Raw genomic sequence first — 17,005 nt, forward strand, 5'->3', positions numbered from 1 at the left:
GCGTGGGCGGTGGAGGTGCGGGGGCGCTCCCGTGCCCCCGTTCAGCCCTTGCTCACCGCCGTGAGGATCTCCGGGAGGCGGGCTGCCGTGCGGGGAGCCGCCAGGCGGAGGCCGACGAAGGTGAGGGTCGCGCCGTAGGCCGCGCCGGTCGGGAGGAGGAGCCAGGCCCAGGTGTGGCCGTTCGCGCTGACGTTGGCCCAGATGAGGAGGGCGATCACCGGGGAGCAGAGCAGGGCCGCCGCGACCATGCCGCCGAAGATGGAGATCCAGGCGAGGCCCGCCTGGCCGGGGGCCACGTTCTTGTAGCCCTCCTGCGGGATGGAGTACGGGAAGCGGGCCGAGGTCCACGCGCCGGTGGCGAGCATCGCGCCGAGCAGGGCGAAGGACAGGCCCAGCACCTCCGGAAGCCGCGTCCAGCCGCCCAGCAGCGCCGTTGTCACCACGGTGACGAGGGTGGCGTAGGGCAGGGTGATCAGGAGGAGGGCCAGGGCGCGGCCGCGCAGTTCGACGTAGGCGTCGCGCGGGGTGGAGACGGTCAGGGCCACCATCCAGAAGGCGGAGGTGTCCTGCCCGAACTGGTTGTACATCTGGATGCCGAGCATCCCCGCCGCGAAACAGGCGAAGTAGGGCGAACCGGTGCCCTGCAGGGCGTTGAACACGGGCACGATCAGACCGATGGCGAGCGAGGTCACCCATGCCGCCTTGGTCTTGGGGTCGCGCCACACATAGCGCAGACTCCGCTCCATCACGGTGCCGGTGCGCCCGGCCGGGAGCAGCCGGGCGAGTCCGCCCGAGCGGCTCCGCTCGCGCACGGCGGCGTCGGCCGGCTGGAGCGTGGAGGCGTCCGGCGACGTCATCAGACGGGTCAGGCTGCGCGCCCAGAGACCGAGCAGGACGACCAGTGCGGCGGCGGTGAGCGCGAGTTGGGCGGCCGCGATGCCGTACGAGCCCCTGCTCGTGGCGTCGACCGCGGCCACGGCGGACGCCGGCGGCACCCACTGCAGCACTTCCCTCGCAGGTTCGAGCTGTGCGAGCCCCGCCGAACCGAGGCGCTGCATCCCGAAGTTGACCAACTGTGCCCCGATGGCGATCACCAGACCGCTGAGTACGGCCAGATCCCGCCCCTTGCGGCTGGTCAGCAGCCGGATATTGGCCGCGGCCACGGCGCGCGCCAGGGCCACGCACACCAGCAGCGCGAGGGCGAGCGCGAGCACCGCGACGGCGTACGCGGCAGCCCCGTGCGCGACCGAGACCACGCAGCCCACCAGGAGCAGCACGGTGAACAGCGGCCCGATGCCGACCAGCGAGGCCGCGAGCAGCGCCCGCACCAGCGGCCGGGGCCGCAGCGGCAGCATCACCAGACGGGTCGGGTCGAGCGTCTCGTCCCCGCCGGGGAAGAACAGCGGCATCACCGCCCAGCCGAGCGCCAGCACGGCCGCGGCCAGCACGGACACGGAGGCGATGTGCGCGTGGCCGCGCAGCGCGAGGAAGCCGGTCAGTTGCAGCGCGGCGAACAGCAGCGCGACCACGGCCGAGGTGATGTACGCGGCCCGCCGCCCGCCGGACTGCCTCAGCCCGTTGCGCAGCAGCGACAGCTTCAGCCGTACGACGACGGGGGTGATCGGGGCCGTGCCCGCCGCGGGAGAGGTGTGCGCGCCGGCGCTCATCGGGGGCCGCCCCCCAGCCAGTCGAGGTCGGAGGCGGTGTCGCGGCCCTGGGCGCCGACGAGTTCGAGGAACGCCCGCTGGAGGGTGGGCGCCTCGCCGCGCACCTCGGCGAGCGTGCCCTGGGCCCGGATGCGGCCGGCGGCCATCACCGCCACCCAGTCGCACAGGGACTCGACCAGCTCCATGACGTGGGAGGAGAAGACGACGGTCGCGCCGGAGGCGGTGTAGCGCTCGAGCACGCCCCGGATGGTCTGCGCGGACACCGGGTCGACGCCCTCGAACGGCTCGTCCAGGAAGAGCACTTCGGGGTTGTGCAGCAGCGCGGTGGCCAGACCGATCTTCTTGCGCATGCCGGTGGAGTAGTCGACGACGAGCTTGTGCTGGGCACCGGCGAGGTCGAGCACGTCGAGCAGCTGCGTCGCCCGCCGGTCCACCTCCGCCCCGGGGAGCCCGCGCAACCGCCCTGAGTACGACAGCAGTTCGCGCCCCGACAGCCGCTCGAAGAGCCTGAGTCCCTCCGGCAGCACCCCGATCCGCGCCTTGACGGCCACCGGGTCACGCCAGACGTCGTGCCCGACGACCTCCACGGTGCCCTGGTCGGGCCGCAGCAACCCGGTCACCATGGAGAGCGTGGTGGTCTTCCCGGCTCCGTTGGGTCCCACCAGCCCGATGAACTTCCCGGCCGGCAGCTCGAGGTCGATCCCGGCCACCGCGACCTGCTGCCCGAACCGCTTCCAGAGCCCCTGCACCCGTACGGCGGCTGAACCCGCACCTGCACCCGTCATGCCCGAACCCTACGGCGAACGCCCGCCCCGAGAGGCGCGGGGCCGTCCCCGGCGAGAGGCGCGGGGCCGTCCCAGCCGCCCGCCACCACTGCATCCCGGACCTCCCGACCGCCCGCTACTGCGACCGCCCGGGCCGGGCCGGCCGCTCGTCACCGGTCCCGTCCGGGCCGCGACGGTCGTCCGCCGGCGGCACCGTCCGGGCCTCCCGCTGTCGACTTCGTACCGGTGGCTACCGGTCCCGGCCGCAGGCGTAGGCCAGGGAGGAGATCAGTTCCTCCGCGTCCGGCAGCCAGCGGTTTGCCGGTGTCGGGCGGCAGGCCCACTGGACGGCGCCCCGGGCGCCGTAGCGGGTCGGTGGGGCGGCCACGTAGGCGCCCTCGCCGAGGGTGACCAGGTCCAGGGAGGCCGGCGACCAGCCGAGCCCCCGCACCAGGTCGGGCACCTTCGCGCACGCCCCCGGCAGCACGAAGAACTGCATGCGCCGCTCGGGCGTGAGCGTCACCGGGCCGAGCGTCAGCTCCATCCGCTCCATCCGGGCGAGCGCGAGGAACCCGGCCGTCTCCGGCACGCAGATCGCGTCGAAGGTGCGGCCGGTGGGCAGCAGGATCGACGCCGTGGGCTGCTTCTGCCACATCCGCCGGGCGACGGTGGCGCTGCCGGTCGCCTGGGTCGCCCAGTCCTCGTGCGCCGGGTGCGCGCCGGGTGCGGCGCACGCGCGGTCGCCGCAGGAGCAGCGCTGCACCCCGTCCACGGCCTCCAGCCAGGTGCCGGGGAACACGTCCCAGTGGCGCTCCTCGGCGTAGCGAACGGCCGTCTCCAGCAGGGAGTCTCCGCGCTGCTTGGGGATCTGACCGGCAATCTGTGCGGCTTGGGTGCCCGGGATCGTCTCTTCCACGACCCACTCAACTCCCTTGTCCACCTGGGGTTACGCGACACGCCGCGCGCGGGGGAGGAGCATCGGATCACCGACCGGGGCGCACGGGTGCATGGGCGGGGGCGCGCGGGAGGATCACCGGCCGGTGGTGGGTAGTCCTCTCTGGGCAGTCCGGCCCGGGGGCATCCGTCTTCATCCCGGCAATCTTCGCAAGCCTCGCATTTTCGTTGTGTCCGTGGGGCATTGATCTTCACGGCCGGATCCGTTCGCCGGGACGCGATCGCCTCCGGCCGTGCAAGAGACGTCCATCCGGTGCGAGGGCAGGCACCGCAGCCACAGGGGGTTCACGCCATGGCCGCAAGGCCTCTCGTCGCGCGGCAGCCGAACGAACGGCTGCAGGCGCTCATCCAGGAAGCGGGCTGCTCGAACGCCGGGCTGGCCCGCCGGGTCAACATGTGCGGCGCCGAGCACGGCCTCGACCTGCGCTACGACAAGACGTCGGTGGCCCGCTGGCTGCGCGGGCAGCAGCCGCGCGGACGGGCCCCGGCCGTCATCGCCGAGGCCCTGGGCCGCAAGCTCGGCCGTACGGTCACGATCGACGAGATCGGCATGGCCAACGGCAAGAACCTCGCCTCGGGCGTGGGCCTGCAGTTCTCTCCGACGGTACTGGGGGCCATCGAGCAGGTCTGCGAGCTGTGGCGCAGCGACGTGGGCCGGCGGGACTTCCTGTCCGGCTCCTCCGTCGCCGCCTCCGCGCTGGTCGAGCCGAGCCGCGACTGGCTGATCTCCGCGCCGGACGGCCAGGTCGCGCGCTCGGCCGGCCCGCGGGTGGGCCAGTCCGACGTGGCGGCGGTACGGGCCATGACGCAGGCCCTGGTCGACCTGGACCACACCTACGGCAGCGGGCATGTGCGCCCCGTCGTCGTCCACTACCTCAACAGCGTGGTCTCCGGGCTGATCGCCGGGTCGTACCGGGAGGCGGTGGGCCGCGACCTGTTCGCCGCGGTCGCCCGACTCACCGAGCTCGCCGGTTACATGGCCGTGGACACCGGCCAACCCGGTCTGGCCCAGCGGTACTACATCCAGGCGCTGCGGCTCGCCCAGGCCGCCGGGGACCGCGGCTACGGCGGCTACGTGCTCGCCGCGTCCATGAGCCACCTGGCCGCCCAGCTCGGAAACCCCCGCGAGATCGCGCAGTTGGCGCGGGCGGCGCAGGAGGGGGCGCGCGGCCGGGTCACCCCGCGCGCGGAGTCGATGTTCCACGCGGCGGAGGCGCGCGGGCACGCCCTGCTGGGCGACGCGCGTGCCGCGCAGCTGTCGGCCGGGCGCGCGGTGAGCGCGCTGGAGGCCGCCGAACCGGAATCGGGGGACGACCCCGCGTGGATCGCCCACTTCGACCAGGCTTATCTAGCCGACGAGTTGGCGCACTGCCACCGGGATCTCGGGCAGGCCGACGCGGCGGCGCGGCGGGCGCAGGAGTCGCTGGCCGGGCATCCCCCCACGCGGGCGCGGCGGCGGGCGATCGGCTATGTGCTGCTCGCCACCGCGCAGGTGCAGCAGCGGGAGATCGAGCAGGCCTGCAACACCGGCATGAAGGCGGTGGAGTTGCTGGAGTCGCTCCGCTCCGACCGGGGCGCGGAGTATCTGGAGGACCTCCAGCAGCGCCTCGAACCGTTCCGGGACGAGCCGGTGGTGCGGGAGTTCGGGGCGCGGCTGGAGGTGCAGGCGGCGGCCTGAGCGAGCGGAGCTCCGCGCCCGTGGGCGGGCGCGGACCCGTATACAGCGCGTGAAGCGCGGGTTTTGTTACTGCGGTCACAGGGAGAGAGGTCACGCCCTGTGCTGCGTGGCACCGGGCTCCGGGGACCCGGTAGCGTGAGCCGACGATTCCGAAGGTCCCCCATTCGTAGGAGTCCCGGTGACGCAGAGCGGACAGGGCGAGGAGCCCTCGGCGCGGCCCGCGCGCGAAGGCATCGTGCTGCCCTCCGACGGAGGCGAGCCGTTGCTCCCGGGCATGGCGGGTGGACCGGGCGGCCGCCCGCCCGCGCACTCGGCCGCGCAGCCCCCCGCACAGCCGGCCGGCCAGGAGCCCGCCGCGGCTCCGGCCGAGGGCCAGGCCTGGGGCCAGCCGTGGGGCCCCGGCCACCAGCAGGCGCAGGCCCAGGCCCAGCCCACGCAGCCGGGGCAGGGCTGGCAGGCGGCGCCCGGACAGCAGCCCTGGGGCGCCCCGGAGCCGTACCAGCAGGCGCCGCAGTGGGACGCCCAGGGCGGCGCCGCCCACCCGGGCGCGGGCCCGCTGCCCCCGGAGGGCGCCCCCGCCCCGTCCGGCTACGGACAGGACGCCTACGCCTCCGCGCCCGCCGGCCCGGGCGCCCCGCTGCCGTCCGCCGGCGGCGACCCCTACGCCCCGGCCGCCGGACACCGCGCGCACTCCGCACACGCCGCCCAGGGCCCCCACGGCGCGCACGGCGCACAAGCCGCCCCCCAGGGCCCCCACGCGGCCGCGGGCGGCCAGGGTCTGCCTCAGCCGCCCGCCGGTGCCGGCGGCCCCTACGCCCCCGCCGGGCACGGCGCCCCCAGGCACGGCGCCCCCAGGCACGGCGCCCCCGGGCACGGCGCCCCCGGTGTGGACGAGGGCGCGACGCAGTTCCTGCCGCCGGTCGCCGTCGCGCCGGCGGACGAGGGGGCCACCCAGTTCCTGCCGCCCGTGCCGGCCGCGCCGGTCAACGAGGGGGCCACCCAGTACCTGCCGCCGGTCGCGCCGGGCGCCCTGCCGCCTGAGGGAGCCGGCGACCCCTCGACTCACTACCTGGGCCGCATACCCCAGGGCGGTGGCGCCGGACCGCTGCCGCCCTCCGCAGCGCCCCAGGGCCCCGACGCCGAGGCCACCCAGTACATCGCGCCCGTGGACGCCCAGGCCGGCGGCCGTCACACGCCCGCCGAGTTCGACAACCTCTTCCGCAGCGCCGGCGGCCCGGCCCCGGCCGCGGGTCCGTCGACCCAGCAGATTCCCCCCTTCCAGCAGCCGCCGTCCGGCCCCGCCTACGCCCCGGCCGGACCGGCGGGCCCGGGCGCCGGTCCCTACGGCGGCCCGGACGACGACGGCGACGGCTCCCGCGGCGGCCGCCGCGGCTCACGGGTGCCGCTGATCGCGGCCGTGGGCGTCGGCATCGTGGTGCTTGGCGTCGGCGCGGGCGCCCTGCTCGGCGGTGGCGGCGGTGGCGACGGCCAGAGCGGGGACAAGAACAAGAACGTCTCCGCGACCGCCCCCGCCACGGACGGCGCCACCGCGTCCGCCGCCGCCGACCCGGCCCGGCAGCAGGCGGTCCAGCTGGACAAGCTGCTCGCCGACAGCGGCAGCAGCCGCGCCTCCGTGATCAAGGCGGTGGCCGACGTCAAGAACTGCGACAACCTCGGCGAGGCCGCCTCGAACCTGCGCGACGCGGCCAAGCAGCGCAACGACCTGGTGACCCGCCTGGGACAGCTGTCCGTCGACAAGCTCCCCGACAACGCGGCGCTGACCGCCGCGCTCAACAGCGCCTGGAAGGCCTCCGCGGAGGCGGACCGGCACTACGCGGCCTGGGCCGACCAGGTGGGCGGCAAGAAGGGCTGCAAGAAGGGCCACGCCCGCATCACCGGCGAGACCCAGGCCGGCAACCGCGAGAGCGGTGTCGCCAGCGCCCAGAAGGTCAAGGCGGCCCGGCTGTGGAACGCGATCGCCCAGAAGTACGGTCTCACCCAGCGTCAGCCGGTCCAGCTCTGAGGCTCAGTCGACGTCCGCGTCCGCCAGCGTCCGCGTCACGTCGACGAAGCCCTTCGTGGCCGACTCCAGCCGGCCCTGCCGTACCACCTGCAAGGTCACGTCGGCGTTGACCAGGCGGGCGAAGCCGGTCGAGTCGAGCAGGTCCGACAGCCGCCAGCGCAGCGGCGGGGTCAGACCCCCGGTGCCGACGCTCAGCCCGGCGTTGAGTGTGCGCCGCACGGTGTCGGTGCTCACCTCCCCGGAGCCGATCTTCTCCAGGACCGCCCGCAGCACGGTGTAGGCGATCCACGTGGTCTGCACTCCGGCGTCGGCGGGGTCGATGCGGTTGTCGCCGAAGGCCTCTTCGTTGATCACCTTCTTCATGGCGTCCCAGCGCGGGTCGCCCGCCACCGGGTACCAGCCGGTGATGTACGAGCCCTCGTACGGCCCCGACTGCCCGCCGCTCGCGTCGATCACCGTCTGGTCGACGCTGCCGAGCACCGCGGCCGTGCGCACCGCCGGGTAGCTCTGGCGCTCGCGGCGGAAGGAGTCCATGAAGATGTCGGTGCGCTCCCCGAGGGCCGGGACCACGCAGCCCCGCTTGCCCGGCTGCGAGGTGGCCTGCCGCAGCGCGCGGTCGGCCTGCCCGGAGTACTCGGTGGCGTCCTCGGCGGCCCGCTGGTCCCGGGCGGGTGCGTGCCCGGCGGCCTTGAGGCCGGCGTTGAGCAGTCCGGGCAGCTCGTCGCCCGCGATGGTGTCGGGGCGTACGAGGACGACGGGGCCGCAGTCCGCGGCGAGCTCCTTGCCGAGACCGACCAGCAGCGAGGGCTGGCCGCCGTTGACGGGGTAGGACAGCGCGCGGGTGAACTCGGCGGTGGTCACGCCGTAACCGCCGACGTAGGGGATGCCCGCGCCTTCCAGTGCGGGGAAGAAGGAGTCGCTGTACTGGCTGTAGGAGCCGACCACCGCGACCACGTTCCGCTTGGCGGCGAGCCGGGCGCACTTGGCGGCCTCCACGCCGTCGTTGCTCTCGTTGCAGGTCAGCACATCCAGCTTGCGGCCGGCGATGCCGCCGTGGGAGTTGACCCAGCGGGCGTACGCCCTGGCCATGGCCGGCATGCCGGGCTTGTTGGTGGCCCGGGTGTTCTCCGGCGCCCAGGTCATGACGGTGACGGTGTCGCCCCCGGAGCCCCCCGTGGCACCGGGGATGACACCGCATCCCGCGGCGAGCGACGCGCAGGCCGCCAGGGAGCAGGCCAGGCGCAGGCGCCTTCTTCTGGCGGGCCGGGCGGGAGTGGGGGAGAACGTGCTGCGCGTGCGTCGCCTGCCGGTCATGGGCATGCACGATTCCGTCACACCTATAACCGGAGAGTGACCTCAGATCGACGCCGGGTGACGTGGAGGTGAATTGCCGGGGCCGGTGGGGCCGCCGCGGCCGGGAACGTACGATCGGTGACCGTGCAAGGTGTGGAGAACTCTTCCCGTCGCGGCCGTCGCTCATCCACCATGGGCGGCATGCCACTCAACGACATGCCGTGGTGGCGCTGGCGCAGCAATGTGCGCTCCGCGCTGCACATGCTCTCGGATCCGGTGTTCCAGAGGGACGTCTGGCTGGCCGGCGTGGAGGGGTACGGCGACGTCACGGACGCCGTCTACCGCCTGGTCGAGGACACCTGGCTGGACAACTGGTCCGCGGAGAAGTACGTCGGCACGATCTTCCGGGACTCGCAGGAGGCGGCGCTCGTCGACACGGCGGTGCTGCGGGTGCTGCGCATCATGCACCAGGTCGGCCCGGACGCGCCGGTGTCCGCGTACGTCGACCACCACGCCTGGCCGGAGGCGGTGCGGGCGGCACGGGACGCTCATGTGCGGCTCGCGGCGAGCGACGGCGACGACCCCGACGCGCCGCCGCGCAGCCTCGAGGTGCTGCGAATAATGACGCACTCGGTCTGACGGCGGTGACGGCGTCCCGTCCTGCGGGACGGGCGCCCACTCCGGTGGCCGTTGTGGGACCCTGTCCTGCATGAATGAGCAGTCCACCGGAGCCGCGGCCACGGCCGACCAGTACGTACTGATCCTCTCCTGTCCGGACAAGCAGGGCATCGTGCACGCCGTGTCGAGCTACCTGTTCATGACCGGCTGCAACATCGAGGACAGCCAGCAGTTCGGCGACCACGACACGGGTCTGTTCTTCATGCGCGTCCACTTCTCGGCCGAGGCCCCGGTGACGGTGGACAAGCTGCGGGCGAGCTTCGCGGCGATCGGCGACTCCTTCGCGATGGACTGGCAGATCCACCGGGCCGACGAGAAGATGCGCGTGGTGCTGATGGTCAGCAGGTTCGGGCACTGCCTGAACGACCTGCTGTTCCGGGCCAGCATCGGGGCGCTGCCGGTGGAGATCGCGGCCGTGGTGTCCAACCACACCGACTTCGCCGAGCTCGTGGGGTCCTACGACATCCCCTTCCACCACATCCCGGTGACCCGGGACACCAAGGCCGAGGCCGAGGCGCGGCTGCTGGAGATCGTGCGCGGGGAGAACGTCGAACTGGTCGTGCTCGCCCGCTACATGCAGGTCCTCTCCGACGACCTGTGCAAGCAGCTCAGCGGCCGGATCATCAACATCCACCACTCCTTCCTGCCGAGCTTCAAGGGCGCCAAGCCGTACCACCAGGCGCACGCCCGGGGCGTGAAGCTGATCGGCGCGACCGCGCACTACGTGACCGCCGACCTCGACGAGGGCCCGATCATCGAGCAGGAGGTCGAGCGCGTGGGCCACAACGTCACCCCCGACCAACTGGTCGCCGTGGGCCGCGACGTCGAGTGCCAGGCCCTGGCCCGCGCGGTGAAGTGGCACGCCGAGCGGCGGATCCTGCTGAACGGCCGCCGCACGGTCGTCTTCGCCTGAGCCGGGCCCGGCGACGACGCCGAGAGCGCCGCGCCCGCCTACATGCGGCTCAGCGAAGCGGCCGCGTGCAGTACGTCACGGATGGCCTGGCGGTCGCCCGCCTGCCCGGCGGCCGCCTCGTCCGGGGGCACATGGCCCGCCGCGAGGCGGCAGAACTCCACGCCGTCCAGGGCGACATGGGCCACCTCGTACTCGGCGGAGCCCACCGCGCCGGGCGAGTCGAGCGGGATGAGCCACTCGCCGCCGCCGAGGCCCTCGATCTCCAGGCGCAGGCTGCGCCCCGGTTCGCCCGCGGTCACCAGGTGGCGGGTGCGGGCGGGGGAGGCGAGCCCGGCCTGGCGGCGCGCGGCCAGCACGGCCGGCAGCATCCGGGCGGCGAGGTCGATCATCCGGTTCAGATGGCGCGGGGCGGGCGGCTGGTAGGGGTAGTCCACCGCGTCGGCGATGTCCTCGGCGTGCACCCAGCACTCGAAGGCGCGGTCGAGCATCGCGTCGGGCAGCGGCAGTTCGAAGCCGCCGTAGGGGACCGCGGGCGCGGGCGCCGCGTCCGGGCCGGTGAGCGAGACCGTCCGCACCAGGGCGTGGGTCTGCTCCCGCCACGGCGTGCGCACCGAGCGGGTGGGCGGGAAGTGCGAGGCGCGCCAGTACGCCTCGGTGCGCGCCGCCGGGGTCGGCCCGCCCGCGGGGATGTCGCCGAGCGGGTCGTCGAGCCCGAGGGCGACGGAGACGAGTCCGTCGACGCTCATCAGGTGCGCGATGACCCCGGCGACGGTGGTGCGGCGGCTCGCCGTGCCCTCGCCCTCGAACCACCGCAGCCGCACCGGAGCGTGCCACTCGGAGTCCCCGAAGTCCTGGAGCAGCGCGTCCAGCCGCGCGGTCTCGGCGTCGTAGGGCGCCGCCCAGCCGGGCACCGGGACGCGGGGCGGGCGGCGCTCGAGGCAGCCGTCCAGGACGCGGGTGCGCAGCCCGGGATCGAGGTCCAGGCTCTCGGGCGGGTGGAGCAGGCCGACCGCCTCGCGCAGCCGCCGTGCCTCGTCCGCGCAGCCGCCGCACCCGCCGAGGTGCGCCTCGACGGCCGCGGTCTCCTGCGGGGAGCAGGCGGCCAGCGCCCACGCCCCGAGGAGCGATTTCAGGACGTCGTGGTCCAGCACGAGTCCGCCCTGCTCCTTCAGCTCCGCCAACTCCTCCGGTTCCGGCAGCGGCTGCCCGCCGTCCTCCACGGACGTACGGGGCATCGGTATGCGCGGCGCGCGTCCGCCGTGCTCGTCGGGGGCGCCGCCCTCCCCGGGCGGCCCGGTGCCCTCGCTCATGCCGCACCCCCGTAACCGGGCGGGGCGCCCGGGGAGTCCGGGGCGCCGGTGTCGTGGGCGGTGGACAGCAGTTGCAGCCCGAGCCGGAGCCGGCGGCGGGCCTCGTCGTCGGTGACGCCGAGGTCGACGGCGGTCTGGCGGTAGTCGCGGCGCTGGAAGTAGGCCAGTTCCAGGGCGGCGCGCAGCGGCGCTGGCATGGAGTGGACGATGTAGTCGGCGCGGGCGGCGGCCGAGGCGCGGCGCACCCTGCGCTCCAGCTCCTCCGGCGAGCCGCCGCCCTCGCGGGCCTGCGCGGCGCCCACGGTGGCGCGCAGCCGCTGCACGGCCAGGCGGTGGGTCAGGGCGGCCACCCAGGAGCGCAGCGGGCCCTGCCGGGGGTCGTAGGCGTCGGGGTGTTCCCAGACGTGGGCGAAGACCTCGCGGGTGATGCCGTCGGCCGCCTGCTCGTCGCCGAGCACGCGGTGGGCGAGGCCGTGCACGAGGGAGGCGAATCGGTCGTAGAGCTCGCCGAGGGCGGCCGCCTCCCCGCTCGCCAGCCGCTGCTGCATCCTGCGGTCCCAGCGGGGCGGTGCGTCCTTCTTCGCCATGCGGCCCCCTTCGCCGGTCCGTCCCGTTTTCCAGCGTGTGTGCTTGGTCTTGTCGAATGTAGTCGGCACGCCGGACGGCGCACGCCCCTTTGGTGCAATGTGCGCCCCCTGCGGCCTCACAGGTGGTAGTGGACCTCGAAACCGGTGCGTCCCCTTTTGTGTCAACTCAGATCGAACACGATCGAAGGTGACCGAAACAAGCCTTCGAATGAACGGTATCGGTTTGTCACGTGGCGTTTGGGGGAACGGCCGCTGGGCAGCCGCGCGGAAAGAAGCGTAGGAACTGCTTCCGTTTCCGGGCGGTTCCGGGGAAGTTCCGGCGAGCGGAGGGCGGGCCGTGGCGTTCAAGGTGACCGGCGGTGAAGAGGGCGAGTGGAGCGTGCTCCAGGTCGCGGGCGAACTGGACCTGGTGACGTCGCCGGCGCTGCGCCAGCGGGTGCACGAGGTGGTGGCCCAGGGCCGGCACCATCTCGTACTGGACCTCTCGGAGGTCTTCTTCTGCGACTCCAGCGGCGTCGGCGTCCTCATCGCCGCCCGCCGGCTGATCCGCTCCTGCCAGGGCCGGCTGCGCCTGATCCTCCCGGCCCGCGGCGGCCTCGACGGCTCCCACGTCAACCGCGTCCTCAACGCCCTCGGCGTCCGCCGCCTCTTCGACGTCTACCCCGACCTCGCGGCCGCCGTGCTCGAGGAACCGCTCTCCGCCTGAGCGGACCGCGTACCGGGCGACCGGCCCCCGTGCCACACCCTTGTCCGGGAATTCCCCCGGTCTTGGCACAAGCGTCGTTTTCCCGTCCCCGAGCCGTGCCCGGCGTCGTACGCTCCCTGGCAGACCGACCCCTCACCTAAGGCGGCCAGAGAAGACATGGTCAGCAGCGAGTACGAGCGCAGGATCGCGGCCCGGTTCGCCACCTTCGACCAGGACGGCAACGGCTGGATCGACCGCGAGGACTTCAGCGTGGCGGCCAAGGCGCTGCTCGCGGAGTTCGGTGTCACCGCGCGCTCCGACAAGGGCCAGGCCCTCTACGCGGGCGCGGAGGCGTTCTGGCAGGGCATGGCCGGGATCGCGGACCGCGACGGCGACCAGCGCATCACCCGCGAGGAGTTCGTGACCGGTGCGGTCAAGCGGCTGCGCGACAACCCCGAGCGGTTCGCCGAGATCGCCCGCCCCTTCCTGCACGCCGCCCTGGCGGTCGCCGACGGGGACGGCGACGGCGCCGCCACAGTCGAGGACACCGAGCGCGTGCTCCGGGTGCTCGGCGTGCCCGGCGACACCGCCCGTGCCACCGCCGCCGCGCTGGACGCCGACGGGGACGGCCGGGTCGGCGAGGCGGAGATCGTGCCCGCCCTCGCCCGCTACTTCACCGTCCCCGAGTAACGCTCGCGCAACCGGTACTTGAGCACCTTGCGCAGCGTCTCGCCCCGCGGAAGGGCGTCCACCACCTCCAGCTGTTCCGGCAGCTTGTGCACGGACAGCCCTTGCGCGCGCAGGAACTCCGTCACGGCCGCGAGGGTCAGCTCCCCGGCCCCCGGCGGCTGTTCCACCACCGCGCACACCCGCTCCCCGCGCTCGGCGTCCGGCAGCCCGACGACCGCCACGTCGCCCACCGCGGGGTGCCGGTGCAGCAGGTCCTCGATCTCCCGGGCCGAGATGTTCTCCCCCTTGCGGATGATCACGTCCTTGCGGCGGCCGGTGAGCACCAGGTGTCCGGAGGGGGTCAGCCGCCCGAGGTCACCGGTGCGCAGGAACCCCTCCTCGTCGAAGGCCTCGGCCGTCTGCGCCGGGTCCAGGTAGCCCTGGCACACGGCCTCCCCGCGCAGCCGGACCTCCCCGTCGACGATCCGTATCTCCATCTCCCGCGGCGGCCGCCCCTCCGTGGCCGCCAGGTTCTCCGCGCTGTCGCCGGGCGAGCCCATGGTGATCATCGGCACCTCGGTCATGCCGTACCCGTGGGTGAGCTGCACGCCCATCTCCCGTACGACGGTGTGGTAGAGCTCCGGCGGTTTGGGCGCCCCGCCGCCCGCGAGCAGTCGCAGGCTCGGAATCACCTTCCGCCCCGGCCGCTTGCGCTGCTCGGCCAGGAACATCGAGTAGAACGCGGTCGAGCCCCCGGCCACCGTGACCCCGTGCCTGCGGTAGTCCTCCAGCGCGTCCGGCAGCGCGAAGTGCTCCGCCATCAGCGCCGGGAAGCCGTACAGCAGCAGCATCACCGTGTAGTCGGGGCCGGCGACATGGGCGTAGGGGAAGGCCATCGAGCCCACGTCGTCCGGTGTCAGGCGCAGCGCGTGCGCGAGGCAGGAGCCGGCCGCGATCAGTGAACGGTCGGTGTGCAGCACGCCCTTGGGCGCCGAGGTGGTGCCGGAGGTCCAGTAGATCCAGCGCACCGAGGCGCCCTCGGCGGGCGGTTCCGGCAGCACCGAGGGATCGCCGTCGGGCAGCGAGTCGTAGGCTTCGAAGACCCCCCTGGCGCCGAGCCGCCGGGCCATCGCGGTGTGGTCGAATCCCCGCCAGGTGCCCGGCACCGCGAAGTACTCCGCCTTCGACTCGCGCAGCGCGAAGCCGGCCTCGCGCTCGCGGTAGTAGGGGATCAGCGGGGTCTGCACGGCGCCGAGGCGGGCCAGCGCGAAGGACAGCAGGGCGGTCTCGATCCGGGTGGGCAGCTGCCAGGCGACGACCGTGCCGGGGCGCACGCCCATGCCGTACAGACCCGCCGCCACCCGCTCGGCCCGCTCGCGCAGATCGCCGAAGGTCAGGGCGCGCTCGTCCTGCAGCAGCACGGGCCGGTCCGGGGTCAGCGCGGCCCGCCGGACCACCAGCTCCCACAGCGTGCGGGACCCGCTCAGTTCGTGCGCCGTCGCGTCCATCCGGCCCCCTTGGCTGACGGTGCGTCAGATAGTGCGGGAAGCGTAGGGCCCGGCGCCTTGTCGGTCCAGGGGTGCGGGGCTAGCCTTCTCGGCAAGCCGTATCTGACGGCCCGTCAGGTCACGGCGCAGGCAGGGATCACAGATCACGCGTCACAGACCACGCGTCACAGATCACGCGTCACAGGACACGCCGGCGGAGGGGACCCATGACGAGCGCGACCGAACTGCCCCGCATCATCAGCGTCGACGACCACGTGATCGAGCCCGCGCACCTCTTCGAGACCTGGCTGCCCGGGAAGTACCGCGACCGCGGCCCCAGGCCGCTCACCGCCGGCATCGGCGAGCTCGCCTACGTCGGCGGCCGCTACCGCATCACCATGGACCCCGAAGGGCCGCCCACCGACTGGTGGATCTACGAGGACCTCCAGTTCCCGTACAAGCGCAACATCGCCGCCGTCGGCTTCGACCGGGACGAGATGACCCTGGAGGGCATCACCCGTGCCGAGATGCGCCCCGGCTGCTGGGACCCGGCCGAGCGGCTGAAGGACATGGACCTCAACCACGTCGAGGCCAGCCTGTGCTTCCCGACCTTCCCGCGCTTCTGCGGCCAGACCTTCGCCGAGGCGCACGACAAGGAGGTCGCGCTCGCCTGCGTGCGTGCCTACAACGACTGGATGGTCGAGGAGTGGTGCGGCGACAGCGGCGGCCGGCTGATCCCGCTGTGCCTGATCCCGCTGTGGGACGTGGAGCTCGCGGTGGCCGAGATCCGGCGCAACGCGGCCCGCGGGGTGCGCGCGGTGACCTTCTCGGAGATCCCCACCCACCTGGGCCTGCCGTCCATCCACTCCGGCCACTGGGACCCCTTCTTCGCGGCCTGCGAGGACACCGGCACGGTCGTCAACATGCACATCGGGTCCAGCTCCCAGATGCCGGCCGCCTCCCCCGACGCCCCGCCCGCGGTCCAGGCCTCGCTCAGCTTCAACAACGCGATGGCCTCGATGATGGACTTTCTCTTCAGCGGCGTCCTGGTGCGCTTCCCCCGGCTGAAACTCGCCTACTCCGAGGGCCAGATGGGCTGGATCCCGTACGCCCTGGAACGCGCCGACGACGTGTGGCGCGAGCACCGCGCCTGGGGCGGGGTCAGGGACCTGATCCCCGAACCGCCGTCCATGTACTACTACCGGCAGATCTTCTGCTGCTTCTTCCGGGACAAGCACGGAGTGGCGTCCCTGGACGCGGTCGGCCGTGACAACGCCACCTTCGAGACCGACTATCCGCACGTCGACTCCACCTTCCCGCACACCAAGGAGGTCGCCCTCGACCACGTGCGGGGCCTGGACGCCGAGACCGTCCACAAACTCATGCGGGGCAACGCGATCCGCATGCTCGGACTGGACCTCGACCGGTAATGGACCTGACGTACACCCCGCAGGAGGAGGACTTCCGGGCACGGCTGCGGGAGTGGCTGGCCAAGGTGCTGCCCACCCTGCCGCCGAAGCCCTCCCCGGACGACTGGCCCGCGCGCCGGGCGTACGACCTCGGATGGCAGCGCGCTCTCTACGACGCCGGGTACGCCGGCGTGCACTGGGACGCCTCCCCGACCACGCGGCTGATCTTCTGGGAGGAGACCGAACGCGCGGGCGCCCCCTACGTGGGCGCGGGCTTCGTGGGACTGCTGCACGCCGGGCCCACCATCGCCGCCGAGGGCACGCCCGCCCAGCGCGAGCGCTGGCTGCCGCCCATCCTGCGCGGCGAGGAGGTCTGGTGCCAGGGCTTCAGCGAGCCCGAGGCCGGCTCCGACCTGGCCGCCCTGCGCACCCGCGCCCGCCGGGACGGCGACGACTACGTGGTCAGCGGGACCAAGCTGTGGACCTCGCACGCCGAGGTCGCCGACTGGTGCGAACTGCTGGTGCGCACCGACCCCGCCGCCCCCCGCCACCGGGGCATCACCTGGCTGGCCATGCCCATGGACGCGCCGGGCGTCACCGTACGGCCGCTGCGGACCCTCGCGGGATCCGCCGAGTTCGCCGAGATGTTCCTGGACGACGTGCGCGTGCCGGTGGCCAACCGGGTCGGGGCGGAGAACGACGGCTGGCGCGTGACGATGGTGACGCTGTCCTTCGAGCGCGGCACCGCCTTCGCCGGCGAGGTCGTCGCCTGCCGCCGGGTGCTGGGCGAACTGGCCCGCGAGGCCCGCGCCGACGGCCGCTGGGACGACCCGGCGCTGCGCCGGCGCCTCGGCAGGCTCAACGCCGAGTTCCGCGCGCTGTGGCGGC

15 protein-coding genes are annotated in these 17,005 nt (G+C 73.7%); 8 read left to right on the forward strand and 7 right to left on the reverse strand.

Annotated elements, in window-relative coordinates:
* Positions 1 to 41: 41 nt before the first annotated feature.
* From IE249_RS18440 to IE249_RS18450, 3 genes are all read right to left on the reverse strand, one after another.
* Entirely contained in the window at positions 42 to 1,667 is a 1,626-nt protein-coding gene (locus IE249_RS18440) for a transporter (protein ID WP_189705923.1), read from the reverse strand.
* Positions 1,664 to 2,452 (reverse strand): ABC transporter ATP-binding protein, encoded by a 789-nt coding sequence (locus IE249_RS18445; protein WP_189705924.1) that lies wholly within the window; start codon positions 2,450 to 2,452, stop codon positions 1,664 to 1,666. The genes IE249_RS18440 and IE249_RS18445 overlap by 4 nt, the downstream gene beginning before the upstream one ends.
* Before the next feature lie 229 nt (positions 2,453 to 2,681).
* Entirely contained in the window at positions 2,682 to 3,347 is a 666-nt protein-coding gene (locus tag IE249_RS18450) for a bifunctional DNA primase/polymerase (RefSeq protein WP_189705925.1), read from the reverse strand.
* A gap of 330 nt (positions 3,348 to 3,677) precedes the next feature.
* Between IE249_RS18450 and IE249_RS18455 the strand changes: the two genes are divergently transcribed.
* Positions 3,678 to 5,063: an NsdA family TPR-like regulatory protein gene (locus IE249_RS18455; protein WP_189705926.1), complete on the forward strand. Its 1,386-nt coding sequence runs from the start codon at positions 3,678 to 3,680 to the stop codon at positions 5,061 to 5,063.
* Positions 5,064 to 5,241: 178 nt separating this feature from the next.
* Positions 5,242 to 7,086 carry a hypothetical protein gene (locus tag IE249_RS18460; protein WP_189705927.1) on the forward strand — a complete coding sequence of 615 codons (1,845 nt, stop codon included), beginning with the start codon at positions 5,242 to 5,244 and terminating at the stop codon, positions 7,084 to 7,086.
* A 3-nt stretch (positions 7,087 to 7,089) separates the two neighbouring features.
* Here IE249_RS18460 and IE249_RS18465 read toward each other — a convergent pair whose 3' ends face one another.
* Positions 7,090 to 8,400: an ABC transporter substrate-binding protein gene (locus IE249_RS18465; RefSeq protein WP_189705928.1), complete on the reverse strand. Its 1,311-nt coding sequence runs from the start codon at positions 8,398 to 8,400 to the stop codon at positions 7,090 to 7,092.
* 117 nt (positions 8,401 to 8,517) lie between these two features.
* On the opposite strand from IE249_RS18465, the gene IE249_RS18470 reads away from it, so the two are divergent.
* Positions 8,518 to 9,018, forward strand: a complete 501-nt coding sequence (locus IE249_RS18470) for an SCO4402 family protein (protein ID WP_189705929.1) — start codon at positions 8,518 to 8,520, stop codon at positions 9,016 to 9,018.
* A 70-nt stretch (positions 9,019 to 9,088) separates the two neighbouring features.
* Positions 9,089 to 9,970: a formyltetrahydrofolate deformylase gene (gene purU / locus IE249_RS18475; protein WP_189705930.1), complete on the forward strand. Its 882-nt coding sequence runs from the start codon at positions 9,089 to 9,091 to the stop codon at positions 9,968 to 9,970.
* 38 nt (positions 9,971 to 10,008) lie between these two features.
* Here purU and IE249_RS18480 read toward each other — a convergent pair whose 3' ends face one another.
* Together IE249_RS18480 and IE249_RS18485 are read right to left on the reverse strand one after the other, a co-directional pair.
* Entirely contained in the window at positions 10,009 to 11,280 is a 1,272-nt protein-coding gene (locus IE249_RS18480) for a zf-HC2 domain-containing protein (RefSeq protein WP_189705931.1), read from the reverse strand.
* Complete coding sequence (locus IE249_RS18485) at positions 11,277 to 11,867, reverse strand: sigma-70 family RNA polymerase sigma factor (RefSeq protein ID WP_189705932.1); 591 nt, start codon at positions 11,865 to 11,867, stop codon at positions 11,277 to 11,279. Before IE249_RS18485 ends, IE249_RS18480 begins: the two co-directional genes overlap by 4 nt.
* Before the next feature lie 337 nt (positions 11,868 to 12,204).
* Here IE249_RS18485 and IE249_RS18490 point away from each other — a divergent pair, with 337 nt between their 5' ends.
* Together IE249_RS18490 and IE249_RS18495 are read left to right on the forward strand one after the other, a co-directional pair.
* Complete coding sequence (locus IE249_RS18490) at positions 12,205 to 12,573, forward strand: STAS domain-containing protein (protein WP_189705933.1); 369 nt, start codon at positions 12,205 to 12,207, stop codon at positions 12,571 to 12,573.
* Between the two features lie 156 nt (positions 12,574 to 12,729).
* Positions 12,730 to 13,242 (forward strand): EF-hand domain-containing protein, encoded by a 513-nt coding sequence (locus tag IE249_RS18495; RefSeq protein ID WP_189705934.1) that lies wholly within the window; start codon positions 12,730 to 12,732, stop codon positions 13,240 to 13,242.
* On the opposite strand, the gene IE249_RS18500 is transcribed toward IE249_RS18495, so the two are convergent.
* A complete protein-coding gene (locus tag IE249_RS18500; protein ID WP_189705935.1) occupies positions 13,221 to 14,729 on the reverse strand; it encodes a class I adenylate-forming enzyme family protein in 1,509 nt (502 codons plus the stop codon). The two genes, IE249_RS18495 and IE249_RS18500, sit on opposite strands and share 22 nt — an antisense overlap.
* A 206-nt stretch (positions 14,730 to 14,935) precedes the next feature.
* Between IE249_RS18500 and IE249_RS18505 the strand changes: the two genes are divergently transcribed.
* Both IE249_RS18505 and IE249_RS18510 read left to right on the forward strand, forming a co-directional pair.
* Positions 14,936 to 16,138, forward strand: coding sequence for an amidohydrolase family protein (locus tag IE249_RS18505; RefSeq protein WP_189705936.1), 1,203 nt, complete (start codon positions 14,936 to 14,938; stop codon positions 16,136 to 16,138).
* A partial coding sequence (locus IE249_RS18510) for an acyl-CoA dehydrogenase family protein (RefSeq protein ID WP_229858776.1) occupies positions 16,138 to 17,005 on the forward strand: 868 nt, incomplete at its 3' end. The genes IE249_RS18505 and IE249_RS18510, both read left to right, overlap by 1 nt.

The organism is Streptomyces anandii JCM 4720, from assembly GCF_014650655.1.
GTDB lineage: Bacteria > Actinomycetota > Actinomycetes > Streptomycetales > Streptomycetaceae > Streptomyces > Streptomyces anandii.